This window comes from Caballeronia sp. GAFFF2 (assembly GCF_023631485.1).
GTDB lineage: Bacteria > Pseudomonadota > Gammaproteobacteria > Burkholderiales > Burkholderiaceae > Caballeronia.
The window spans coordinates 12,965-35,880 of the sequence record NZ_JALQDA010000024.1; the positions used below are offsets into that span (position 1 = coordinate 12,965).

21 protein-coding genes are annotated in these 22,916 nt (G+C 59.5%); 8 read left to right on the forward strand and 13 right to left on the reverse strand.

The window, feature by feature from the left end:
* Window position 1 precedes the first annotated feature (1 nt).
* Window positions 2-1,240, forward strand: coding sequence for an SfnB family sulfur acquisition oxidoreductase (locus NCT04_RS15185; protein ID WP_250466336.1), 1,239 nt, complete (start codon window positions 2-4; stop codon window positions 1,238-1,240).
* A gap of 37 nt (window positions 1,241-1,277) precedes the next feature.
* Here NCT04_RS15185 and NCT04_RS15190 read toward each other — a convergent pair whose 3' ends face one another.
* The 6 genes from NCT04_RS15190 to NCT04_RS15215 all read right to left on the reverse strand — a co-directional run bounded on the left by NCT04_RS15190 (window position 1,278) and on the right by NCT04_RS15215 (window position 7,499).
* Window positions 1,278-2,276 carry an ABC transporter substrate-binding protein gene (locus NCT04_RS15190; protein ID WP_250466338.1) on the reverse strand — a complete coding sequence of 333 codons (999 nt, stop codon included), beginning with the start codon at window positions 2,274-2,276 and terminating at the stop codon, window positions 1,278-1,280.
* 30 nt (window positions 2,277-2,306) lie between these two features.
* Window positions 2,307-3,086, reverse strand: coding sequence for an ABC transporter ATP-binding protein (locus NCT04_RS15195; protein WP_250466340.1), 780 nt, complete (start codon window positions 3,084-3,086; stop codon window positions 2,307-2,309).
* On the reverse strand, window positions 3,073-3,981 hold the full coding sequence (locus tag NCT04_RS15200; protein ID WP_250466342.1) for an ABC transporter permease: 909 nt from the start codon (window positions 3,979-3,981) through the stop codon (window positions 3,073-3,075). Before NCT04_RS15200 ends, NCT04_RS15195 begins: the two co-directional genes overlap by 14 nt.
* Window positions 3,982-4,107: 126 nt before the next feature.
* Window positions 4,108-5,478, reverse strand: a complete 1,371-nt coding sequence (locus NCT04_RS15205; protein ID WP_250466344.1) for an LLM class flavin-dependent oxidoreductase — start codon at window positions 5,476-5,478, stop codon at window positions 4,108-4,110.
* 11 nt (window positions 5,479-5,489) lie between these two features.
* Window positions 5,490-6,437: a TauD/TfdA dioxygenase family protein gene (locus NCT04_RS15210; RefSeq protein ID WP_250466345.1), complete on the reverse strand. Its 948-nt coding sequence runs from the start codon at window positions 6,435-6,437 to the stop codon at window positions 5,490-5,492.
* Between the two features lie 45 nt (window positions 6,438-6,482).
* Window positions 6,483-7,499 carry an ABC transporter substrate-binding protein gene (locus tag NCT04_RS15215; protein WP_250466347.1) on the reverse strand — a complete coding sequence of 339 codons (1,017 nt, stop codon included), beginning with the start codon at window positions 7,497-7,499 and terminating at the stop codon, window positions 6,483-6,485.
* A gap of 260 nt (window positions 7,500-7,759) precedes the next feature.
* On the opposite strand from NCT04_RS15215, the gene NCT04_RS15220 reads away from it, so the two are divergent.
* Window positions 7,760-8,398 carry an NADPH-dependent FMN reductase gene (locus NCT04_RS15220; protein ID WP_250466349.1) on the forward strand — a complete coding sequence of 213 codons (639 nt, stop codon included), beginning with the start codon at window positions 7,760-7,762 and terminating at the stop codon, window positions 8,396-8,398.
* Between the two features lie 93 nt (window positions 8,399-8,491).
* Here NCT04_RS15220 and NCT04_RS15225 read toward each other — a convergent pair whose 3' ends face one another.
* Both NCT04_RS15225 and NCT04_RS15230 read right to left on the reverse strand, forming a co-directional pair.
* A complete protein-coding gene (locus tag NCT04_RS15225; protein WP_250466351.1) occupies window positions 8,492-9,085 on the reverse strand; it encodes a nitroreductase family protein in 594 nt (197 codons plus the stop codon).
* A gap of 101 nt (window positions 9,086-9,186) precedes the next feature.
* Window positions 9,187-10,416, reverse strand: a complete 1,230-nt coding sequence (locus NCT04_RS15230; RefSeq protein WP_250466352.1) for a multidrug effflux MFS transporter — start codon at window positions 10,414-10,416, stop codon at window positions 9,187-9,189.
* A gap of 157 nt (window positions 10,417-10,573) precedes the next feature.
* Here NCT04_RS15230 and NCT04_RS15235 point away from each other — a divergent pair, with 157 nt between their 5' ends.
* Entirely contained in the window at window positions 10,574-10,810 is a 237-nt protein-coding gene (locus NCT04_RS15235; RefSeq protein ID WP_244829738.1) for a DUF1272 domain-containing protein, read from the forward strand.
* A 35-nt stretch (window positions 10,811-10,845) separates the two neighbouring features.
* On the opposite strand, the gene NCT04_RS15240 is transcribed toward NCT04_RS15235, so the two are convergent.
* Window positions 10,846-11,364, reverse strand: coding sequence for a hypothetical protein (locus NCT04_RS15240; RefSeq protein WP_244828985.1), 519 nt, complete (start codon window positions 11,362-11,364; stop codon window positions 10,846-10,848).
* Between the two features lie 149 nt (window positions 11,365-11,513).
* On the opposite strand from NCT04_RS15240, the gene NCT04_RS15245 reads away from it, so the two are divergent.
* A complete protein-coding gene (locus tag NCT04_RS15245) occupies window positions 11,514-12,146 on the forward strand; it encodes a YceI family protein (RefSeq protein WP_250466354.1) in 633 nt (210 codons plus the stop codon).
* Between the two features lie 11 nt (window positions 12,147-12,157).
* Here NCT04_RS15245 and tdh read toward each other — a convergent pair whose 3' ends face one another.
* Window positions 12,158-13,189, reverse strand: a complete 1,032-nt coding sequence (gene tdh / locus NCT04_RS15250) for an L-threonine 3-dehydrogenase (protein ID WP_250466356.1) — start codon at window positions 13,187-13,189, stop codon at window positions 12,158-12,160.
* 115 nt (window positions 13,190-13,304) lie between these two features.
* Complete coding sequence (locus tag NCT04_RS15255; RefSeq protein ID WP_250466358.1) at window positions 13,305-14,507, reverse strand: glycine C-acetyltransferase; 1,203 nt, start codon at window positions 14,505-14,507, stop codon at window positions 13,305-13,307.
* A gap of 158 nt (window positions 14,508-14,665) precedes the next feature.
* Here NCT04_RS15255 and NCT04_RS15260 point away from each other — a divergent pair, with 158 nt between their 5' ends.
* Together NCT04_RS15260 and NCT04_RS15265 are read left to right on the forward strand one after the other, a co-directional pair.
* Window positions 14,666-15,268 carry a helix-turn-helix domain-containing protein gene (locus NCT04_RS15260; RefSeq protein WP_250466360.1) on the forward strand — a complete coding sequence of 201 codons (603 nt, stop codon included), beginning with the start codon at window positions 14,666-14,668 and terminating at the stop codon, window positions 15,266-15,268.
* A 301-nt stretch (window positions 15,269-15,569) separates the two neighbouring features.
* Entirely contained in the window at window positions 15,570-15,926 is a 357-nt protein-coding gene (locus tag NCT04_RS15265; RefSeq protein ID WP_250466362.1) for a DUF2471 family protein, read from the forward strand.
* Between the two features lie 34 nt (window positions 15,927-15,960).
* On the opposite strand, the gene NCT04_RS15270 is transcribed toward NCT04_RS15265, so the two are convergent.
* Window positions 15,961-17,403: a DUF2252 domain-containing protein gene (locus NCT04_RS15270; RefSeq protein ID WP_250466363.1), complete on the reverse strand. Its 1,443-nt coding sequence runs from the start codon at window positions 17,401-17,403 to the stop codon at window positions 15,961-15,963.
* Window positions 17,404-17,581: 178 nt separating this feature from the next.
* On the opposite strand from NCT04_RS15270, the gene NCT04_RS15275 reads away from it, so the two are divergent.
* Entirely contained in the window at window positions 17,582-18,610 is a 1,029-nt protein-coding gene (locus tag NCT04_RS15275) for a tyrosine-type recombinase/integrase (protein WP_250466365.1), read from the forward strand.
* Here the strand turns inward: NCT04_RS15275 and NCT04_RS15280 are convergent.
* The gene (locus tag NCT04_RS15280; protein WP_502800668.1) at window positions 18,601-19,749 is read right to left on the reverse strand and encodes a DNA-binding protein; all 1,149 of its coding nucleotides are present in this window, start codon (window positions 19,747-19,749) and stop codon (window positions 18,601-18,603) included. The genes NCT04_RS15275 and NCT04_RS15280 overlap by 10 nt on opposite strands.
* Window positions 19,750-21,542: 1,793 nt before the next feature.
* On the opposite strand from NCT04_RS15280, the gene NCT04_RS15285 reads away from it, so the two are divergent.
* Window positions 21,543-22,907: a replication initiation protein gene (locus NCT04_RS15285; protein WP_244828994.1), complete on the forward strand. Its 1,365-nt coding sequence runs from the start codon at window positions 21,543-21,545 to the stop codon at window positions 22,905-22,907.
* The last annotated feature ends 9 nt before the right edge of the window (window positions 22,908-22,916 follow it).

Genomic DNA, 22,916 nt, shown 5'->3' on the forward strand with positions numbered 1-22,916 from the left:
CATGTCTTCTACTCTGGATCAACCGACTCTCGCGCAAGAAGCGCATCGCATTCGTACCGATGCAGAAGCGCTGGAAACGGCACAACGTCTCGAACATGCGTTCGCGCAGGAAGCGTCGGAGCGAGATCGCGAGCGGCGCTTGCCGCGTAAAGAACTCGAAGCGTTCAGCGCATCGGGACTGTGGGGCATCTCGGTTCCCAAGGCATTCGGCGGCGCGGATGTTTCCGTATGGACCATCGCGCAGGTCTTCGAACATATCTCGGCAGGCGATCCATCGCTCGGCCAGATTCCGCAGAATCACTTCGCCAATCTGGAACGCCTGCGGCACGACGGCACGCCTTCGCAGCAGGCGTTTTTCTTCGAACGCGCGCTTGCAGGCGAGCGACTCGGCAATGCGACGGCCGAACCCGGCGATCGCTTGCCGGGCTCGCATGAAACACGCGTGCGGCGCACGACGCGCGGGCTCGTCGTATCGGGCAAAAAGGTGTATTCCACAGGCGCGCTCTTCGCGCACTGGATACCCGTCGCCGCGCGCGATGACGATGGCTCGCCCGTGTTCGTCTACGTGCCGCGTCATGCGCGCGGCGTCGAAGTGATCGACGACTGGTCGGGCTTCGGGCAACGCACGACTGCAAGCGGTCGGGTGCATATCGACAATGTCGAAGTGGACGCGGTGCAAGTGGTGCGTCGCGAGCCAGGCGGCGAGATCGATACGGGCAACGCGGTTTCGCAGCTGATTCATGCGGCGATCGACTTGGGTATCGGCCGTGCCGCGCTCGATGAGACGAAGCGCTTCTTGCGCACGCTTGCGCATCCGGCACGAGGAAGTGGCGCCGCACATGCCACGGACGATCCGTTCACGTTGCGCGATATCGGCAAGCTGACCGTGGACCTGCACGCTGCGCGCGCGTTGACCGAGCGCGCAGCGGTGTTGATCGAAGCGGCGCGTGTGCCCGGTTCAGCGCGTGACAAAGTGAGCGCGGCCATCGTCGCGACGGCGGAAGCCAAGATTCTCACGACACACCTCGCGCTCGATGCATCGAACAAACTCTTCGAGCTTGCAGGCACGCAATCGACACGGGAAGAGCATAACCTCGACCGCCACTGGCGCAATGCGCGCACGCATACGTTGCATGACAGCGTGCGCTGGAAGTATCACGCGGTGGGGCAGTATGCGCTGAACGACTTGCTGTGCGATCCCTTCAGCTACGCGCATCCTTATACGGCGGTGAAGGAATGAACAAGCGGGCGTGTTCTGCGCACGCCCGCTTCAGGCATCAACGCGCGGCGACTGCTTGCGAATCGAATACCGGATTGAACTCGATATCCACCTTGATGTTGTTCTTGATATCGCCGGACTTGTAGAGCGTGTCCGCAATCTTCTGCTCGCGCGCGACGAGCGTCTTGTCGAGCGGATAAAACACGGAGCGTCCATTTTCCGCCGAGAACTTCGCTCGTGCCGGCGACTGCTTCATTTTCTCCGCATAGATCTTCTCGACGGCCGGCACGTTCTGCGCCCACCACGTCCACGAGCTCTTGAGACGTCCCAGGAAGTCACCGATGGCCTTGCTCTTCGCGGGATCGCGCAAGACATCGGTGCGGGCCGCGAACACCGAGAGCGCTGGAATATCCAGTTCGTCGCTCTTGACGATCACGCGTGCATCGCCCTTGTCGACCGCTTCCTTCACCGGACCAAAGCCGCCCGAATAAACCGACACCTGTCCCGCGTTGAAAGCGGAAGCCGACACGTTGCCATCGCCGAACTTGACCGCTTGGAAGTCCTTCGGCTTGAGATCGGCCTTCACATACGACAGCACGTATTGCAGATAATTGAAGCCGCCGAAGTTGTAGCCCCAGGTCTTGCCGCGCAGGTCCGCGAGCGTCTTCACGTTGGCTTCCTTGCGAACCACGGTGACGATAGGCGGATACGCGTTATCCGGGTTGCGCCATCCCGCGATGATCTGCAAGGGCGCGGTCTCCGGCGTCCATGTCTGACGCGCATTCCCCTGTTCGATGATGAGCGAGGTATCGCCCATCAGACCCACGTCGAGCACTTGCGAATAGAGCGCGGACAGTTGCGCGGCGGGTCCCGTGAGCACGGCCCACTTGACCTTGTACGGCGCGCCATCCAGCACGTGCGATGCCTCGACGATCAATGGCCACGCGGCATCCTGCGTGCCGATCTGAATGGTGAGCGGCTCTTCCGCAAACGCCGAAGTCGATAAAGCGAGGTAGCCCGTAATGAAGAGTGCGGTTAAGCTTTTCTTGATGCGCATGAAGTGAGTGGTCGGTTAAGGAAAGGAATGTCAGGCCGCGCTTGCTGTCGCGGCTCGTTGTGGTTCTTCTGTCGTCACGCCGAGCGCTTCCAGCAGTTTTGTTCTGAGTGCTATGGCGTTGGCGTCCGCACGCGAACGCGGCCGCGGAAAGTCCACGGTGAAGTCCGCGCTTATCTCGCCTTGCGACAACACGACAATGCGGTCCGACAAGAGAATGGCTTCGTCGATGTCATGCGTCACCAGCACGACCGCCGGCGTATGCGCGCGCCACAAGCGTGCGACGAGGTCGTACATGCGGATGCGGGTCAATGCATCGAGTGCGGCGAAGGGTTCATCGAGAAGCAAGAGACGCGGCTCGCGCACGAGCGCTCGGGCCAATGCGACGCGTTGCGCTTCGCCGCCCGAAAGCGTCTTTGGCCAGCCTTCCGCGTGACTTGCAAGACCCACTTCGTCGAGCGCGGCGAGTGCGTCGTTTTTTGCGGCGCCCAACCTGTCATGGCCGATGACGACGTTCTCCCACACGCGCCGCGCCGGCACGAGACGCGGTTCCTGAAACACGACGGAGCGCGCATTCGCCACGCGCACGCGTCCTTCATCGGCCTTGTCGAGGCCCGCGAGAATACGCAGTAAAGTGGTCTTGCCGGCGCCCGATGCGCCGAGCATCGATACGAATTGGCCGCGCCTTATGTTCAGCGATACGTCCTTGAGTACTGCACGTCCGCCGAAGCGACGGCTCACGCCTTGCAATTCGAGTGCGATTTCACGATGATCGCGTACGTTCTTCAAGGCATCGATATCAGGCGAGTTCAAAGCGCGGCCTCCACGGAAGCGCGACATGTTCGAGACCGCGCATGATGAGATCGGTGAGAATGCCGAGCGCCGCATAAACCAGAATGCCCGCGATGATGATGTCCGCGCGCTGGTTCTGGTTCGCATTGACGAGGATGTAGCCAATGCCGTTCTGCGCGTTGATCTGCTCCGCGACGACGAGCGCAAGCAGCGCCACGGCGGACGCATAGCGCAAGCCGACGAGTATGGAAGGCAGCGCGGTCGGCAGAATGATGCGCAACGCTACTTGCCGGCTCGATAGCCCGAACACGGTGGCCGCTTCGAGCAGCTTGGGATCGACACCGCGCACGCCCGCGTAGGTGTTGAGGTACATCGGGAAGATGGTCGCGGCGAGAATGACCGCGATCTTCGCGCCCTCGCCGATACCGAACCACGTGATGAAGAGCGGAATGAGCGCGATGAATGGAATCGTGCGCAGCATCTGCAAGGGCGCATCGACGACTTCTTCGCCTACGCGCCACAGTCCCGCGAACAAGCCCGCAATCAGGCCGATCCCGCCGCCAATGGCAAGGCCGGTCGCCGCACGCGCAAGCGATACGCCGATAGCGCTCTGCAATTCGCCATCGGCGACGAGTTCCTTCAATGCAGCAAGAATGACGGTCGGCGGCGGCAGCGTTTCGGGCGCGATGAGTTGCAGCGACGACACGAGTTGCCACAGCACGACAATCGCAATGGGCACGCCCACGCGCAAACTGCGCGAGCGGATGAGCTTCCAGTTCAGTGTCGTGGTACGGGCACGTTCGCGTGTGGGCAGTTCGACCAGCGTCTGTGCGCCGGATGCGCGTGGCGCGGGCTGTTCGAGCGGCGTGCCCGGATCGAGCTCGAGTGTCGCCGAGGAAAAGCGAGGGGCATTCATGGGCATTCTTCGAGTGAGAAAGAGAACACCCGATACTACGTTCGTGTTTGCCCCACGCAAACCAACGGTTTGCCAGATGCTATCCAAGGATCGCGCAATATCGTTTTGCGCGCCGCTGGCTCACATTCAGACGAGATCCGTGCTGGTTTCCTCTTGCGTCACGGCATAGCGAGAACGCGGTCTTTCGAGACCAAGATGATCGCGCAACGTGCGCCCTTCATAGCCGTATCGGAAGAGCCCGCGCCGGCGCAATTCAGGCAGCACCAGTTCAATGAAATCATTCAGCGAATCGGGCAGCAACGCGGCCATGACGTTGAAACCATCCGCCCCGTAATTGACAAAGCGCTCTTCCAGCGCATCCGCAACCTGCACCGGCGTGCCGACAATTTGCCAATGACCGCGCGCGCCCGCAATGCGCAAATAGAGCTGACGTATGGTCAGATTCTCGCGGCGCGCCAGGTCGATCATCAAGCCCTGGCGGCTCTTGCTGGCATTCGTTTCCGGCAAATCGGGAATGGGTCCGTCCAGCGGATAGCCCGAGAGATCGAAGCCGCCCGTGAGCGTCGAGACCATCGCTAGGCCGACCACGGGATCGATCAATGCCTGCAGTGCGTCGAACTTTTCGCGTGCTTCTTCTTCCGTGCGTCCGACTATGGGCATGACGCCCGGCATGATCTTGAGCGATTCGGGATCACGTCCATATTGCGCCATGCGTCCCTTTACATCGGCATAGAACGCAACGGCATCTTCGAGCGTCTGCTGCGCGGTGAAGATCACTTCGGCGGTGCGCGCGGCAAGCGCCCTGCCCGCTTCAGACGATCCCGCCTGCACCACGACTGGATGACCCTGCGGCGCACGCGAAACGTTCAGCGGACCATGCACCTTGAAAAACTCACCGCGATGGTCGAGCACGTGCCGCTTGTCGGGATCGAAATACCGGCCCGATGTTTTGTCGCGCACGAAGGCGTCGTCGTCCCAGCTATCCCACAGGCCCGTCACCACTTCGGCGAATTCCTCCGCGCGTTCGTAACGGTGTGCATGCGCGAGATGCTGATCGAGATTGAAGTTGCGCGCTTCATGCTCGCTCGACGATGTGACGAGGTTCCAGCCCGCGCGGCCGCCGCTGATGTGATCCAGCGACGCGAACTTGCGCGCGATGTGATAAGGCTCGTTGAACGATGTCGATGCCGTACCGACCAACCCGATGCGCTCCGTCACGGCCGCAAGCGCGGACAACAGCGTAAGCGGCTCGAACTGCGCGACATAGCTGTGCGCGGTGCGGCTCAGGAACGCGGCATCGTCGCCGCGCGTGCCGGAGCCATCGGCGAGAAAGACGAGATCGAAGCTCGCCGCTTCCGCTGCCTGCGCGAGCGCTGCGTAATGCTTGAAGTTGACGCCGGCATCCGCGACGGCATGCGGATGACGCCACGCGGCGATGTGATGTCCCGTCGGATAAAGAAACGCGCCCAGGCGCAGTTGTCCGCTTCGTTTTGCCATGGCGTCGTCGATCAGTTGAGTGCGACAGCGGCCGCGGCACCCACCGGCGAACCTTCGATTGCCACCGATGATTGACCGTCCGGTCCCACTGGAATATCGCCGACAAGCGTCGTGCGATATAGCTGTCGATCGAAATCCAGATCGAAGATATCGGTCGGCGCGAGATGCGCGGTCGTGCGGTTATCCCAGAACGCGATGCTGCCCGGCTCCCACTTGAAGCGCACGGTGAATTCCGGCCGCGTCACGTGTTCCCAAAGCAGTTCGAGCAACGCCTGACTCTCGCGCGGCGCAAGACCCGCGATGTGCTTGAGAAAGCTCGGGCTTACATACAGCGCGCGTTCGCCGGTTTCAGGGTGCACACGCACGAGCGGATGCTCGCTCACGAGCGTGTGCTGGTCGACCGCTTTCGCGAAAGCATCGGTGCCGGCGGCGCCTTGCGGCGGCGCGAAGCGATGCACGCCACGCAGGCCATCGACGAATGCGCGCAGCGGCGCCGAGAGCTTTTGGTACGCGGCCACGAGGTTGGTCCATTGCGTATCGCCGCCATACGGCGGAATGGTCACGCCGCGCAAGATGGATGCATACGGCGGATTCACGGCAGCGGTGACGTCCGTATGCCAACCGGTCCACGGACGCAATACCGACTGCCCTTCGAAGCGCGTGGCCTTGCGGAACTTGGAGATCGAATAAATCTCGGGATGCCCGTCCACGTGACCGAAGACAGGGTGGCCCACCGTCAATTCGCCGAACTGCGCGGAAAACGCGACATGCTGTTCATGACTCAGGAATTGCTCGCGAAAGAACACCACGCGCCACTTCAGAAGCGCGTCGCGAATAGCCTTGACCTCGTCCTTCGACAAGGGCCGCGTAAGATCGACACCGCTGATCTCCGCACCGATATGCGCGGACAACGGTTTCACTTCGACACGCGCTGCGTGTTCGATGACGGCTGCGTTCATATGCCTGTCTCCTGATTGATGTTGATGCCGGCGCGGATGCTCGCGTCAACTGCCTTGCGCGTTTGCATCGTCCACGAAAAAGTAGTCGCGCCAGGACTTCGGTTCATGATGAATCACGCCTACGCGATAAAGAAAAGCGCCTAATTGCAGCGTGTTTTGCGGCGTCGTCGTGAAGCTCACGTCTTTGTCGCCGAGAATGCGTGCGACGAAAGCGGGCGTGAGTTTCGACTCGTCCTGACGAAGATAGATGGCTGCGGCCTGTTGCTTGTCGCTCGTAACGAGCTTTGCGGCATCGACAAGTGCGGCGCGTACGGCTGCATAGGTCTTCGGATTGTCCTTGCGCCATTTCTCCGATGTCACGACCACGCTGCCCGTCGATGGACCGCCGAGAATGTCGGTCGAGCTGATGACCTTGTGGATCTTCGGATCGTCGAGCTCCTGATACTGATACGGCGCGTTCGAGAAATGCAGGTTGATGACCGAGTTGCCCGAGAGCATCGCGGTGGTTGCATCGGCATGCGGCATGTTCACTTCGAAGCGGTCGAGTTGCGCGTAGTTCGCGTCGCCGTATGCCTTGGCCGATGCCATCTGCAACAGCCTGCCCTGCTGCGAGACCGCGACGGAAACCACCGCGATGCGGTCCTTCTCACCGATATCCTTGATGCTGCGAATGCGGGGGTCGTTCGAAACGAGCACGACCGGAACCGAGCTTTGCGCCGCGATTGCACGGAAATTCTGGTGACCTTGCGTGCGGTCCCAGATCGTCATGAGCGGTCCGATGCCGAGCGTGGCGATATCCGCCGCACGCGAAAGCAGCGCTTCGTTCACGGCCGCGCCGCCGGAGAGCGTGTGCCATTCCACGTCGATCTTGATTCCGGCGCGCTCGCCTTCCTTCTCGATGAGCTTCTGGTCCTTCACGACCTTCAGCAGCAGCGAGCCGATGCCGTATTGATCGGCGACTTTCACTTCGCCTTCAGCATGCGCGCATTCGAAGGGAAGCGCGATCGATGCGATCAGCGCGAGCGCGGCCATGCTGCGATTGCTTGAGCCTTTGATCGTCATGCGGGGATTTTTGCCGTGGATTCGTCGCGCCAAGACGATGAAATGTACAAGCCGTCTCGTCACGCGCGAACCAAGAAAACGCCATACGGTTATCTCCGTGCGAGATAAGGTGCGCGGCACGGCACTTGCACATGCTTACTGAATATCCTTAGCGCAAATCATGCGTTCCGATACGCACGTTCGCTGGCTATCATGTTTAGTCTGTCGGCTCGCCGTAAAACGAACGCGCGCGCTGCTTTACCTTTCATGGAGCGTTCACCTTGACTCGAAACACCTCATCGCGTCAGCCGCTGGTCGTCGGTATCGGCGGAACGACGCGGCCGGCATCGTCGACCGAGCGTGCGCTGGCTTTTTCGCTGCGCGGCGCACAGGAATCCGGCGCGCGCGTGCAGTTGTTCGGCGGCGCGTTCCTGCATAGCCTGCCGCACTACGCGCCTGAGCATCGCAATCTGACCGACGAGCAGCACGAACTCATCGAGGCGGTGCGTATCGCCGACGCAGTGATCATCGCTACGCCGGGCTATCACGGCGGCATCTCGGGGCTGGTCAAGAACGCGCTGGATACGCTGGAAGAGCTGCGTGAGGACGAACGCCCTTATCTGGATGGGCGCGCAGTCGGCAGCATCGTGACCGCCTACGGATGGCAGGCGGCGGGCACCGTGCTGACGTCGCTGCGTTCGATCGTGCACGCGTTGCGCGGCTGGCCGACGCCCTTCGGTGCGACCGTCAACACGCTTGAAACGCGTTTCGAAAGCGCCGATACATGCTCCGACCCGAAGGTCGTCGAGCAGCTGCGCACCGTGGGCCGTCAAGCATCGAGCTTTGCGCTCGCATTCGCCGCACACGATAGCGACGCTTATCACGATGTCGAACGACGCGTGGCCGTCGCGCAGAGTTAAACGACCTCGCTTTAACGAAAAAGCCTTCGCCATGAGTGGCGAAGGCTTTTTTTCATGGGCGCTACGGCTTGTTCGCGATCACTATCACTATCACTAAGCCGATTCGGGCCATCCACCGAACTTGGCGATCTCGTCCAGCGCAAGGCGTGCACGTGGCGCCTGCTCACGTTCGGCAAGCGCTTCGGGCAACGCCTCTGCCTCGCCATGATGCGCGATGGAGATCATGCTCAAAGCCTGATAGCGCTCGGGAATGGCGAAGGTATCGCGCAATTTCGCTGCATCGAAGCCGCCCATCGCATGCGCGGCGAGGCCGAGTGCATGCGCCTGCAACAATACGGCAAGACCCGCGGCGCCCGCGTCGTAACTCGCGCTCGGATTGATGGTGCCTTTGGCCGTGAGCGTGTCCGCAAGAACGGCGATGAGCACCTGCGCATGCGCGTTCCACGACTGATTGAACGGCACGAGCGTGGCGAATGCGCGCTCGAACGCCGCTGCATCTTGCCCCTTCTCGAACACCATGAAACGCCACGGTTGAACGTTATAAGCGGACGGCGCCCAGCGTGCGGCTTCCAGAACCGCGACTACCTGTTCATGCGCTACGGGCTGCTCTGCATACGCGCGCGGACTCCAGCGCCCTGCAAGCAGCGGATGAATGTCGATATCGGTTGGAGCGGGACGATGTGTCATGCGTTTATCTTCGATGGATATGACCATGCTTCATATGCGAAGCTTGGCAGTCAAGGGAATGCATCAAGTGTCGCCGATGCGCGCGGCATGGACAAGTCGCTTCAGGCGTTCATCTGTTCGAGATGCGCGAGCAGCTTCGTCACCATCCACACGACGGTAAGTCCAAGCAACACGAAGAACGCTGCAAGGGGCGCGAGGATATGGACCGATACGAAGCCCGCGAGTCCCATCATCACCGCCGATACGAGCAGCAATGCGCAACCGAGTATCGCGCTCGTCAATCCAGCAATGTGGGGAAACAGCGAGTTGCCCTTGGCCATCAATGTCGGATACATGGCGCCTGCGCAGAAGCCCATTACGAGGACCGGTAGCGCAAGCGTCCACACGTGCAGACCTATCGTCAACGAAAGCAATAGCATCACGATGGATGCGCCCGCCATGATCCGCGAGCCATACTTGAGCCGTTGTTCTGCTGTCGGCAGACGCAGGCTATGAATACGGTTGGACAGGCCGCCGAGAAAGTACATCAAGCCGATGCCAAGCGCGAGGTAACCGAAGTAAGTCGGCGGCTTATGCAACGTGTTCTGCACCATGAAAGGCCCGACGATGTTGAACACGAGCAGAATGCTGTAGCACAGTCCTTGCGCAAGAAAGCAGCTCTGAAAAACCGGGCTCGACAAGACCTTGCCCGTGTTCGCGACGAGCGTACGCAATTCGAGTCGAACAGGCTTGGGTAATGTCTCGCGATAACGCCACACGAGCACCCACATGACGATCGAATACACGAGCAGAAACACGAGACAGGCCTTCCAGCCGAACCACTCCTGCAAGTGCGCACCGATCACGGGCGCAATGATCGGCGCGAGTCCCCAAGCAATCGACATGTAGGTGAATGCGTGCAGCAGCGCCTGGCCTTTGAATGAATCGGTGATGATCGCCTTGGCGAGCAGATTGGTGGCCGCAATGCCGAAGCCCTGCAGACAGCGCGCCAACAGGAATGTTTCGAGGCTCGGCGCGACGAGTGACAGCAGACAGCCGACCGTATAGACGACGAGTCCGAAGGCCAGCACCGGCTTGCGGCCGTATGCGTCCGCTATCGGACCAAAAACGAGTTGGCCTAGCGCATAAGCGGCCATGTAACTGGATACGCTCGACTGGATCGCTTGCGGCGAGGTATCGAAGAAGCGCGCCATCGCGGGCAGCGCGGGAACATAGATGTCGATTGCGAGCTGCCCTGCCGAAGCGAACAGGCATACGAGAAACAAGAGATAGCGCGGCGAATTCGATACGCGCGCGACGGTACTGGTGCGGCTGGGAATGTCGGATGGCATGGAGGCGTCGGGAAGCGGGTGGCGATGTGCGATGGCATCGCAACGTATTGTGCCTGCATGAGCGGGATTTGGCGTAAATGTCCACTGCACGCGCGGGGATTGGTACGATCTCAGGTTCGAGACCATGAATGCAGCACTGAGGAGAAAGGAGCAAAAAATGCTTGAATTAAGGCCCGGTTGCGAATGTTGCGACAAGGACTTGTCGCCCGCTTCATCGGAGGCATTCATCTGCTCGTTCGAATGCACATTTTGCAGCGATTGTACCGAGCAAGTGCTAAAGGGCACGTGTCCGAACTGCGGCGGTGAACTGGTGAAGCGTCCGCGACGACCGGCGGAGAAACTGGAGAAGAACCCGGCATCGACGAAACGAGTCTTTAATCCAGCGTGCCGTTGATTAGTTCGGATACCGTATAAAATCGAGTTTGACGGTCAAAACTTGACCTTGATCTGAAAGCCGAGCGTGAACGGCAAGTCGCTCGAAGGAATGGGCGGAATGAGGATGATGTTCGCGCCCACGCGCTTATAGTCCACCATGATGAGCGGCGCGGCGACGGGGCCAAGCGTGTGATTGTGGCCAATACCCCAGCGGCCGTAGTCATAACCGGAGATCAAGCCACCCATGGCTGCGAGCCGCACGAAGCCCCAGTGAAGGAACTCGGGCGCCCAGACGCCGCCGCCGTAAAACGAAGGCTTCGAGAGCGAGTTGCGGAAATAGCCGCCGGTTACTGCCCATTGCGGCGAGACCCAGCATTCCACGCCAATGCCGGGATTGAACTGCTCGAAGTGCTTATCGGGATGAACGTGATGCGAACCGATCATCGCATCGATCCAAACGCCGTCAGAGCACAGCGCGGCGTGCGCCGACGGCGTCCAAGATACCGTGATGGCAGCGAGCACCGCCGCACACGCGGCGCGAGCGAATCGGAAACAGAGTGGCCATGAGCGCATGATTTAGGCGTCTTATTTTCGAGATGAAGGTCGTCGCGAACTCTACCTGATCGTGCCATTTTCGTGTGATGAACTGACACGCACGTGACGAATGCGCACTTTCCTTTTTCGGAGGAAACTCGTTTTTCGCGTCGAGGAGATACAGATCGATGAAAGTTTGGAAAATCTTGCAAAGCGTCGCGCTATTCGCGTTGATCGCAACGAGTGGATGCACGCCGCTTGCGGTCGTCACGCACAGTGTGTCCGCGAATGAATCGAGCGTGCCGCCCGGGATGTATCAGTTGGATGCGCATCACTGGAATGTGAGCTTCGACGTCGATCATCTTCATTATTCGCGCTTTGTCATGCGTTTCGACAAGACGGCCGGACAGCTCGACTGGAGCGCGGATGGCATGACGGGGAGCACGGTACATGTGACTATCGACGCCGCGAGCGTCAATACGAATGTGCCGTTGCTCGACCGGATGGTGAAGGGCCCCGACATGTTCGATGTCGCGCATTATCCGAACATCGAATTCGTCAGCACCGGCTTCACGCGTACGGGCAACGACAAGGGCACATTGGCAGGCAATCTCACGATTCGCGGAACGACACGACCCGTCACTCTCGATGTCACGTTCAACGGGCATTCGGTCGATCCACTGACCAAGCTGGAAACGTTAGGCTTCTCGGCCGACGGTCATTTCAGCCGCGCGCAGTTCGGACTGACGACGTGGTATCCGGCAGTCGGCGACGATGTTCACGTCGCCATTCAGGCCGAGTTCGCAAAAGAGAAGCAGTGAAGCGTTGACACTTACGCCGCGGTCCAGTCGAGCACGACCTTGCCGCTGTTCCCCGAAAGCATGGTGTCAAACGCGCGCTGGTAGTCGTCGACGGGGAATGTGTGCGTGAGGATCGGCGAAAGATCCAGACCACTTTGCAGCATCGCGACCATCTTGTACCAAGTCTCGAACATTTCGCGCCCGTAAATGCCTTTGAGCTCAAGACCTTTGAAGATAACCTGATTCCAGTCGATCGCAGTTTGCGCGGGTGGAATGCCGAGCAGAGCGACTTTGCCGCCGTGGTTCATCGCTTCCAGCATGGCGGTGAAAGCGCTCGGTACGCCGGACATTTCCAGGCCGACGTCAAACCCCTCGGTCATGCCGAGTTCTTGCATGACATCGCGCAAATTTTCGTTGGAAACGTTGACCGCTCGCGTTGCACCCATCTTGCGGGCAAGTTCGAGACGATATTCGTTGACGTCCGTAATGACGACATTACGCGCTCCGACGTGCTGCGCAATGGCGGCCGCCATTACACCGATGGGTCCGGCGCCGGTAATCAGCACGTCTTCGCCGACAAGGTTGAACGAAAGGGCAGTGTGCGTCGCATTGCCGAAGGGGTCGAAGATCGCGGCGAGGTCGTCGGATATATCGGGCGGAATTTTAAACGCGTTGAAGGCAGGGATCACGAGGTATTCGGCAAACGCGCCTTCGCGATTCACGCCGACGCCAACGGTGTTGCGACACAAGTGACGTCGACCTGCGCGGCAATTGCGGCAGAATCCGCATGTGATGTGACCTTCGCCGGAAACGCGATCGCCGAGGGCAAAGCCGCGGACTTCCTGTCCCATCTCGACGATCTCACCGACATATTCATGGCCGACGTGCATCGGCACCGGTATCGTCCTCTGCGCCCAGTCATCCCACTTCCAGATGTGGATATCCGTACCGCAGATTGCAGTCTTACGGATGCGGATGAGGACATCGTTATGTCCGACTTCCGGCCGCTTGACGTGAGTCAAGGTAAGACCGGGGGCGCGTTCGAGTTTGGCGAGTGCTTTCATTGTTGGTGTTCCGGGCGGTTGTGTCGCGGCGCTGCTTGTGACCGCGCCGTGCATCTAAAGGTCGCGTGACGTGTCCTGACTTTATGCGCATAAAGGACCCTGCGAAGCGTGGGTCCTAACGGATCACACCAAGCGAGCGGCCCACGCGCGCGAATGCATCGACTGCGCGGTCGATGTGTTCGGCGGTGTGGGCGGCGCTCATCTGCGTGCGGATGCGCGCGCGGCCCTTTGGCACGACAGGGTATGAAAATCCGATCACATAAACGCCTTCGTCGAGAAGCGCGTCGGCCATCTTCGAAGCAAGTTGGGCATCGCCAAGCATGACGGGAATGATCGGATGCTCGCCGGGCACTAGATCGAAACCTAAAGCGGTCATCGCTTGCCGAAACCGCGCGCCGTTTTCGCGAACGCGTCGCCGGAGCGCGGCGCCTTCATCGCTATCCAGCAACTCAAGCACTTTCAGCGACGCAGCCGCAATGCTCGGCGCAAGCGTGTTCGAGAACAGATACGGCCGGCTGCGCTGCCGCAACAAGTCAATAATCTCCTGATGCGCAGCCACATATCCGCCTGACGCACCACCGAGCGCCTTGCCGAGCGTACCCGTGATGATGTCGATTCGATCGAGCACGCCGCAATACTCGGGCGTCCCGCGTCCGTTCTCCCCGATGAATCCAACGGCATGCGAGTCGTCGACCATCACCAGCGCGCCATAGCGCTCAGCCAGATCGCAGATGCCAGCAAGATTGGCGAAGATGCCGTCCATCGAGAACACGCCGTCAGTTGCGATCAATTTGAAGCGGGCGCCGGCTGCATCGGCTTCCTTCAAGCGCGCTTCGAGGTCTGCAAGATCGTTGTTCTTGTAGCGCAAGCGCTTTGCCTTGGAAAGACGCACGCCATCGATGATGCTCGCGTGGTTCAACTCATCGCTGATGATTGCATCATCCTCGGTCAGCAACGTCTCGAAGAGCCCGCCGTTCGCGTCAAAACAGCTTGAGTAAAGAATGGCGTCGTCGGAGTGGAGGAACTTCGCGACTTGTTGTTCCAGCGCTTTGTGTACCGTTTGTGTTCCGCAAATAAAGCGAACGGATGCCATGCCAAAGCCATCTGCTTCAAGTCCGGCTTTTGCGGCATCGACCAAGCGAGCGTCGTTCGCAAGACCGAGATAATTGTTCGCGCAAAAATTGAGGACGGTGCTCCCGTTGGCAAGGCGGATCTCCGAGGACTGCGGGCTAGCGATGACCCGCTCGCTTTTGTAAAACCCGGCGGCGCGAATCTCGTTAAGCGTAGTTTGCAAATGGGAGAGGTATCGGTCTTTCATCGGCATCTTTCAAGTATCCGGCTGTTCGAGAGTAGATGCAGACCAGCCAAGCTCGGCCACACCTTTAGCCCTGTTATAGTTCATTCATTGCATTGGACAGGTTCGGTATTTCGAACAAATTTCCAATATATCGAACACTCTAAAGGAATGCAGCGTTCATGACAAGTTCTGTCACAAGCGGCAAGGCCGGTGATTCCTCAGCCAGCGGAACTGCGCCACCACGCGTTGGCGAGCAGATTCAGCGTCTACGCAATGAAAGGAAATTGACACTCGATGACTTATCCAGGGCCGCTGGCGTTTCGAAATCGATGCTATCGGAGATCGAGCGGGACAAGGCCAATCCAACTATTGCCGTGGCGTGGCGGCTAACGAACGCACTGGGCATTAGCCTCGATCAGCTATTCGCGCAGCAAAAGGCCGGTGACGTAATACGCGTTGCAGGTCCGCATGAGATTCCTACATTGAATGGTGATAACGGCGGCTATCAGCTTCGCGTGTGGGGACCGATTGAGCTGGCTGGAAAATTCGAATGGTACGAGCTCACGTTGCACGCGGGTGCGGCGCTCATCTCGGACGCGCATGAGCCAGGCACGCGGGAGCATTTGACCGTGTTAAATGGCGCGATCGAAATCGAAGCATCAGGTGCTGCGAAGCGACTGAAGGCGGGGGAAACCGCACGTTACGCTGCCGACGACGGTCATGTCATTAGGAATGTCGGGCGAGGCGAAGCAAAGGCTTTGCTCGTGGTTATACATGGGTAATGGCCCGACTCGCGAGTCTGCGGTTTTCCGCAAGCAGATGCTCCGCCTCTTCCCTCCGCTCACAGCGGCGGTGGCATGGCACTTCTTTATGCGCATAAATTTTTGGCGTGTCCTGGGAAGACGTAGCATCCGTCTGCGTCGCGCGGCCGCCTTACGTTACTCGCCGCGCACTCCCACGCAGGACTGAACCGCCGATAAGCGAAACCGCACATACACGCAAGGCGACTGGCGAGACCCTACTTTCATGGCGGCAAGTACTGTATATTTATACAGTACAAAGACCAGTCGGAAGGGGCGAATCATGGAGTCGAACGGCGAGCATCTCAGCAGGAAGCAGTTTGCACGTGCGGTACAAGATCTGGAACGCATTACGCGGCAGATTGCGGGCCGATACATCGATCTGGGCGTGCCGCTGACCTGGCGTTTGCTGCACGCCATCGAAGCGGAAGCCGTGGCGGACCTGGGCTTCGCTGGCCGGCACGAGGCTGCGTTGCGCGAACTTTTTGCCCGCCCCGACGACTTCCATTTCCCCGAAACCGACGACGTGGTCGATATCGCCTCTTCCGACGCTTTGCCGGCAGTATTCGCATTCGCCGTCGACGCCTACGAATGCGCTGCACGACAAGGCCGACCGCAACTGGCCATCGCCGCACACTGACATGGGAACGATGCACGCCGCACATCGCTAGTCATCAGGCGGCAAAGTCCGCCGCCATGTCCGCATCCGTGCGCGCCATAAGTCTGCCGCTGCGGCAGGCCAAGCGGAACGCGTCGTAATCTTTTTCGACTTGATCTGCATAGGAGCTCGCGTATCGGACGAGCACTTCCGCCATGCGATCACCCGAACCCAGATAGCCGGATATCTCAAGCGCGCAGCCGCTTGCCTTGGCATGCGCGCGCGCGAGCGCCCAGCCGCATAGCGACGCGTATCCGCGAAAGGCCTCGCCGCTGAATGTTTCGAGGTCGGCGGATATTTTCATGTCGCGCAGTTGGCGAACATAAAGCGGGCGTCCAACCGGGCCCGACGCCCAGCCTAGAAAAGGATCGCTCGCCGCCTGCATCAGGCGTTGCCCGTGAACGATGCGATGCCCGTCGTGCGTATGTTTCGTCGCGCCGACGTAGCGCGCCACCACGGACGTCGATGCCTCTTTCAACTGCAGGAAGAGCGCCTTACCAAGATGATCGGTAAGCAACAACACGAAGCATCGCGTTCCGACACTTCCCACTCCAACCACTTTGAAAGCGATGTCCTGAAGTGCGAATTGCGACAAAAGCGCGGCGCGCTCGGATGTCAGCGTCGAAACGTAATCGCGTATGAGCGGAGTCAGGATCGTGTGCGAATCGCCTTCGAGCTTCATCCACTCGTCGTCTTCGTCGACGAGCGTGCTTGCGCCGCGAATATGAAAGATCGCGGGCGGCGCGTCGCGAATTCGCCAGGCATCGCCCGATCGATCGGCGAGCTTCGGCAGCAGCTTTTCATGCGTGCGCCGGCTCGCGCGTTCGCTACCGCGCTTGATCCGACGTTTCACGTCTTCATTTTGCACGTCGTCGTACATCCTGTCGAACGTAATTCGTTCGTACCAAAGATCCAGCACGCCCATCTCGGCATACTCGCGCATGTGCTGCTGATAGCTCTGGGCCGCTTCGAAGCAGAGTGCTTCAGAGCCCGCACGGCCGTGGCCCAGATGCCTGCCCGCGACCGCCACGCTCGCGACGAGTCGCTTGACGTCCCATTCCCATGGACCTTGTGCGGTTTCGTCGAAATCGTTCAGATCGAATACGAGCGCACGCTCGGGCGTCGCGAACCCGCCGAAGTTTGACAGGTGGCAGTCACCGCAGATTTGAACGGTCAAGCCACTCGAAGGTGTACTAGCCAGATCGTGCGCCTGAACAATCGCGCTGCCACGAAAAAAAGCAAAGGGCGATGCCAACATGCGGCCGTATCGCAGCGGAATCAGCGCAGGGACGCGACCCATGCTGCTTATTAGCAGCAACTCGATGGGATCGCGATCGATGTCGCCGACAGCCTCTTGCGTGCCTCGTGGTGTTCGCTGACGCGCGGCACGTCCGCTAGCCCGGCGTTCCTGCCACGTCGACGTCGATTGCCCCGAGTCTGATGCGAAGCCTTCGCCCATGGATCACCTCTCGTTATTATTCGAAGTACGTCACATCGAAAACAGTAGTCGACGATTGCAAACACCGCTACAAGACACTTCACTACACTTATCCTGAAGAGTGCCCTTGACGGAATCAGTCCGAAGTCCGACGCTGTTCGCAACGCAACATGACGCTTAGAAGCGCACTTTGAACACCATGCCGAACACTACCGATCTCTTCGACCAACAGCGCGCTGACTGGCAAGCGGACCCGCATGCTGCTTTCGATGCGTGGCTCGCGCAACAGCAGTTCCGGGCATCGTCGGCTGATGTCTATCGGGCGCAATGGGGCAACTTTCTTGAATGGCTCGCGGCCAGGCGCACAACGCTTCATACGGTGCAGCGACCGGTCATCGAGCAGTTCGTCTCTCAACTCGAGATTCGGCGGCCACAGCGCATGCGCTATCTACGCTTGATCGAACGCGTGCTGGATCACGTGCGCGAGATCGAATCGGCGTCGACGAATCCGGCTCGATTCATCGCGCAGGACGGCGAGGCGGCGTGGCGCAAGGCACGCGACAACGAGCCGACCGGCTTTCTCACGCATGACGAACGCGGCTTGCTGATCGCGCGACTCGATGCGCCGCTTGGCGCCTTGTCGAGTGTGCAGCGGTGGCGCGAGCTTCGCGATCGAGCGCTCGTCGCGGTGTTTCTAGGCGCAGGGGTGAAGACCGGTGAGGCGGCGCAACTCACTATCGATTGCTATGCGCGCGGCGCGCCGTATGTCACCGTCGACGCCTCGAATCCCATGCTGATCCGGCAGGCCCGGCTCGCGCCTTTTGCCGTCGATGTGCTGGATCGGTGGATCGACGAACGAAAGGTCGCCGGACTCTCGGGCGCGCTGCTCTTCCCGGCCGCGCCCGCCGGTCGGCCGATGCACAAAGCGACCATGCTGCGCGCCATCGATGCGGTGGTCGCAGCGGCGGGAATCGCCGAATCACGCGCCGCGCGCGCGAGCCCGCAAACGCTGCGCAATACCTATGCGGCCGAACTTTTCGAGAACGGCACGGACCCTGAACGCGTTGGACAATGGCTCGGATTCCAGCAGATGATCTCGGTTCATCGCCTGCATCGGGCGTGGCAGGACTGGATGGGTGAGCAAATACGGGAGCGCGATATGGCCGAGGCTTGCGGGCAAGACGGGATGGAAGATCGGTTCATCGATCCCGAAAACTCTCACCTTTGACCTTCGATACCCGCGTGCGGGCTATCAGCCTTCAATCGCGGGGCTTCGATGAAACCTTCGATTGCGGCCAGCTTCGACGCGGCTGCGCCCGAAGTGCGCTCGCAATTCGGACAAGAGAGCTCGAACTCGTCTTCGTGACGCTGCAGTTCTGGCTCGCCGATTTCGCAGGCCGGGCACGCGGTGGGGGTCACGAAATACGCATCGACCTGGGTGCCGAGCGCCGCCAACTCTTCGGGGTTCAGTCGGCCGTCCTGGGCCATCGACGCCAGCAGTTTGCCAATCTCGGCACTCATGCCCGCTCTGACGCGATGCGCGTCTCGCTCGCGAACCAGGGCATCGATCTCGTCCGACTGTGTGCGGACCTGCGATTCCAGCCGATCCGCGCGGCCCCTCGCGGCGCTAAGTTGTTGAATGAATTCGAATTCTTTCTGACCTGCCTCTCGCGTGCCGGCCTGATACGTCGCCGCCATGCCGCGTAACGCATCCAGTTCGACGAGCATGGGCTTGACCCGGCGCTCCGCTTCCTTGACTGCATCCTTGATCTGCTGCGCGTAGTGCTCGCTATTTCGACGCGATTCGTCCTGAAGCGCATCGATTCGTTCGCGCAGCCGCGCGCCATGTGCTTGCTCTTGCGAAAGACGATCAGAAAAGGACGAGTTTTCCTTTTCCAATCGCGCGATGACTTCACGCAGGCCTGTCTGCGCATCGATCTGCTGCTCGCGGGCCACTCTCAAGTCGGCTTCAAGATTTGCGATTTGCGCCATCGCCGTGTCGAGATGCGCTTTTGCTTGCTGATGCGCTAGCTCGATCGCTTCCCTCCGGATTTCGGCCTCGCGCGCTTGCATTTGAGCCGCGCTGACAGTGGCATCGACTTGCGTGCGCTCGGCATTCAGCTTCGAGCGGGCTTCTTCTTGCGCATGTACGAATAGTTCTGTGAGCAGCTCGCCAGCGCGCTCCTGTAAGGCTGCAGGCAGCCCGCCGGCATCGATTCGTACGCGCATCGACGAGCGCACGGTGGACCAGAACGCTTCAATGTCTTTGGGAATGTCGCCAGCGCTACCCGTCTGCGTGAACTCTCGGACCGTCGTAACTGACGGACGAACGCCAAGATCAAAAAACAGGCGCTTACACACGTGCATGGACAAGTCCTGCCTGCGTGCGCCTGACGCCCTCATCTGTTCTATTTCTTCGCGCAAGGACTCGCGAGTCGCCATTTTCATATCAATTTCCAGCGCATTTGTATCGAACGGTACGTTTTACGTTTTGAGCGTTATACGGCAGCAGATCTGCTCGCGTCAAGAGTTGCCGATGTGCGGTGACACCGACTGAGTACTGCAAATCTTAGTGCTTTGGACATCAGAGCGTGAAACATCCTTAGCTTTTCCATCTATCATGTTGATATCCTTGACTAATTTCTGCTGCGACTGGTTTTTGCGAGGTTTCACGTCGTACAGAGCCGGGACGGATCGTTTTGTTTAGAGCCAGATGCTCGCGGGGCTCGTTTGAGAGTAATAAAAGTAAACACCTTTGAAACCTTGTTGACCCTGTTAACGCCTTGGCAAAGCCTTAGTGCATAAGGCTTTCCAGGCCGTCGGGTGAGATGTTTCAGGATAGAAGGTGAAGCTGTTCGGGACACTCTGGTGATGTCCTTCAGGGCCGTACGTGAGGACTCGCGGGAGGCTTGGTGAGCGGATTCAGGGAGCCCGTTTTTGATGTAGGTGAGATTTTCCGGGGGCTTAGTGCCTCAGTTCTCCCGCCATGGTTGGATTGTGGTCGAAATCCTCGATCAACCGAGGTGAGGCTTATCGGGATTGGCCGATTTGTGTCCGTCACCGGATAAAACGGGTCGATTTTACCGATAGGTGAGCTATTTCAGGCGCCAAAGTGTTTGTCCGGTGAGACTTTGCAGGACCAACAGCCATAAAACGAGCGAAATCGGACCTCCGCAGCCTTGGAGGTGAGGTTTTACGGGGAGATGTGAGGCCAGAGAGACCGCTACGTTTTGTGCAATGCTTCCCTTGAAGCGGGCCAAAATAGGAGAGGTGAGCTTTTACGGGGGCCTATTCGTGGCAAATCCAGCCTCATTCCCGCATTGGCTTGCTCGACGGAAGACACTTCCTTTGTCCTACTCCGAAATAGCGTGACATCGCTGAACTCGGTTGAAACACCTCATCTTCAGAATACCTTCTTTAAACAATGAGTTAGCGCAAGCGCATGGTTTATGCCGGCGTTAGGGTGAGAGTATTCGGGACCTTGACACGATAAGGCAGCGCTCAAGGAATATCTTCTAGGGTGAGAATATTCAGGATCGGGCATTCGTCACGTAAGCCTTTCCAGCCGTCTTCGGAGCCTTATAGGGCGAGTCCCCAGCAGACATAGACCGCAAAGGTGAGCTTTCTCAGGAGCTTCAAGTGAGCCTTTGCAGGACCGAACGCGCCCCGAATTTTCCTTCAAGGTGAGCCCTTTCGGGATGCCAACACGCATGAACCAAGACGGCGTCTAGAGACGGCTTTGCTCACGTTTGTCCTATATTCCGCTTAAGGTGAGGTATTACAGGAGCGTTTTGAAGTTCGTCGAGTTAAGGAGATCCACATATGCCCTTTTTCTGTTGCTTTTGGCGACGATCGTCATCCCAAATGAACGCGTCGTGCGTGCGCGACACGCCATTTTTGGGGAAAATTTTTTTCGGTGAGATTTTTCGGGACCTGTGCCGCGATGCCGTGATGCCCCCTGGCGCTCGCCGCTCCCGTTTACCCGCGTGGCTTCTAGGGATGGCGCCTGACGCTCAAAGGTGAGTGGTGAGAGTTTTCGGGACCGCACCGCAGTGAGCTTCCGTTTGTTCTCGTAGTTCACCCCAAACGGTGAAGGCCACCCCGTAGACGTTGATCACCGCACTCGGTATGCTGCTGGCAATCCCGTTACTGTCCGACGCATGGCAACCAAACGCGCAAAGAAAACCGATGTTGTCAGCCCGAGCTCGGCTGAGTTACGCAAGGCGGTCGAAGCCATCGCGATTCAACCGAAGAGCGGCAAGATCACGCTGCTTACTCGCAAGCTCTTCAACGTTCTGCTCGCCGTGGCGCAGCAGGCGGACGAATCTGGCGACACCTACCGCGCGTTGCTGTCCGACATTGTCGCGAATTCCGCATTCGATTCAAACGATACAGCGCTGGTCAAGGAGCATCTGCGTCGCATGGTGTCGGTGCAGGTCGAGTGGAGCACGGGCACGTCGAGCCAAAAGCCCGGCCGCAAGTGGGGCATCTCGACGCTCATCGCCGACGCGGAAATTCTCGAGGACCCGACGACGCGCCGCGTTTGGGTCGAATTTTCCTTCGCTCCAAAAATCAAAAAGAAGCTGCTCGATCCGGTGCAGTATGCGCGTCTGAGCCTGCAGTTCCAAAGCCAGTTGCGCAGCAGCGCGGGTCTTGCGCTTTATGAAATATGCGTGCGTTATCTGACCAATCCCAGCCATCTGACGATGCGCGAAACGTGGGAGTGGTGGCGGCCGATTCTATCCGGCACGCCAGATACCGAGGCTGGAGACGAGGCCAAGCGAGAGTACAAGTATTTCAAGCGCGACTATCTTCGTCCCGCAATCGCGGAAGTCAACGCCGTCACCAACATTTTCGTTGAACTGGTGGAACATCGAGAGGGTCGGCGCGTCGCCGAGATTCAGTTCCGCGTCACGGAGCGCAAGCAGCCGATGCTGGCGCTCGACGAACATCCGAACGTCTTCGATAGCACGCTGGTCGACAGGATGGTAAAGATCGGCATTCCGTTGAAAGAGGCGCAGACGCTGTACGCCGACAGCGAGGAAAATCGCATCCGGGCGGCGTTGCAGATGACCGAGCAACGGTTGCGCAGCACGACGCTTCCGCCTATCAGAAGCGCGGCAGCGCTGTTCAAGGACGCGCTCAAGAAGGGCTACGCGCCGCCGCTCGAAGCGCTACCGCCGGCAACGGCCAACGGCGCGCCGCGGTCGACAGCGGGATCGGCATCCGGCGCCGATGATCTCAAGGCACGCCTGCTTGGCGAGTTTTCGGCATATAGAAGGAAGGAAGCGCGTGCGCTCTACGACGAGCAAGGTGAGCGGGAACGGGAGCTGGCGCGGCAGAGTTTTGAAGACGACGTGTTGCCGGAACTCGGTACGCATATGCGCGACGATTGGCGTAAGCGCGGCCTCGATTCGAAGCTGGCGGAAACGTCATTTTTCGACTGGCTGGCTAGGAAGACGTGGGGCGAGCCGACCGATGGGGATTTGCTCGCCTTCACACTTAGCCAGACACGCGCTAATTGAACGCGTCTG

Bases quoted from the DNA above. Each gene is read 5' to 3' on its own strand.
- NCT04_RS15185 (WP_250466336.1), top strand. From the start codon at position 2: ATGTCTTCTACTCTGGATCAACCGACTCTCGCGCAAGAAGCGCATCGC.
- NCT04_RS15190 (WP_250466338.1), bottom strand. From the start codon at position 2,276: ATGCGCATCAAGAAAAGCTTAACCGCACTCTTCATTACGGGCTACCTC.
- NCT04_RS15200 (WP_250466342.1), bottom strand. From the start codon at position 3,981: ATGAATGCCCCTCGCTTTTCCTCGGCGACACTCGAGCTCGATCCGGGC.
- NCT04_RS15205 (WP_250466344.1), bottom strand. From the start codon at position 5,478: ATGGCAAAACGAAGCGGACAACTGCGCCTGGGCGCGTTTCTTTATCCG.
- NCT04_RS15210 (WP_250466345.1), bottom strand. From the start codon at position 6,437: ATGAACGCAGCCGTCATCGAACACGCAGCGCGTGTCGAAGTGAAACCG.
- NCT04_RS15215 (WP_250466347.1), bottom strand. From the start codon at position 7,499: ATGACGATCAAAGGCTCAAGCAATCGCAGCATGGCCGCGCTCGCGCTG.
- NCT04_RS15225 (WP_250466351.1), bottom strand. From the start codon at position 9,085: ATGACACATCGTCCCGCTCCAACCGATATCGACATTCATCCGCTGCTT.
- NCT04_RS15230 (WP_250466352.1), bottom strand. From the start codon at position 10,416: ATGCCATCCGACATTCCCAGCCGCACCAGTACCGTCGCGCGCGTATCG.
- NCT04_RS15235 (WP_244829738.1), top strand. From the start codon at position 10,574: ATGCTTGAATTAAGGCCCGGTTGCGAATGTTGCGACAAGGACTTGTCG.
- NCT04_RS15240 (WP_244828985.1), bottom strand. From the start codon at position 11,364: ATGCGCTCATGGCCACTCTGTTTCCGATTCGCTCGCGCCGCGTGTGCG.
- NCT04_RS15245 (WP_250466354.1), top strand. From the start codon at position 11,514: ATGAAAGTTTGGAAAATCTTGCAAAGCGTCGCGCTATTCGCGTTGATC.
- tdh (WP_250466356.1), bottom strand. From the start codon at position 13,189: ATGAAAGCACTCGCCAAACTCGAACGCGCCCCCGGTCTTACCTTGACT.
- NCT04_RS15255 (WP_250466358.1), bottom strand. From the start codon at position 14,507: ATGAAAGACCGATACCTCTCCCATTTGCAAACTACGCTTAACGAGATT.
- NCT04_RS15260 (WP_250466360.1), top strand. From the start codon at position 14,666: ATGACAAGTTCTGTCACAAGCGGCAAGGCCGGTGATTCCTCAGCCAGC.
- NCT04_RS15265 (WP_250466362.1), top strand. From the start codon at position 15,570: ATGGAGTCGAACGGCGAGCATCTCAGCAGGAAGCAGTTTGCACGTGCG.
- NCT04_RS15270 (WP_250466363.1), bottom strand. From the start codon at position 17,403: ATGGGCGAAGGCTTCGCATCAGACTCGGGGCAATCGACGTCGACGTGG.
- NCT04_RS15275 (WP_250466365.1), top strand. From the start codon at position 17,582: ATGCCGAACACTACCGATCTCTTCGACCAACAGCGCGCTGACTGGCAA.
- NCT04_RS15280 (WP_502800668.1), bottom strand. From the start codon at position 19,749: ATGCACGTGTGTAAGCGCCTGTTTTTTGATCTTGGCGTTCGTCCGTCA.
- NCT04_RS15285 (WP_244828994.1), top strand. From the start codon at position 21,543: ATGGCAACCAAACGCGCAAAGAAAACCGATGTTGTCAGCCCGAGCTCG.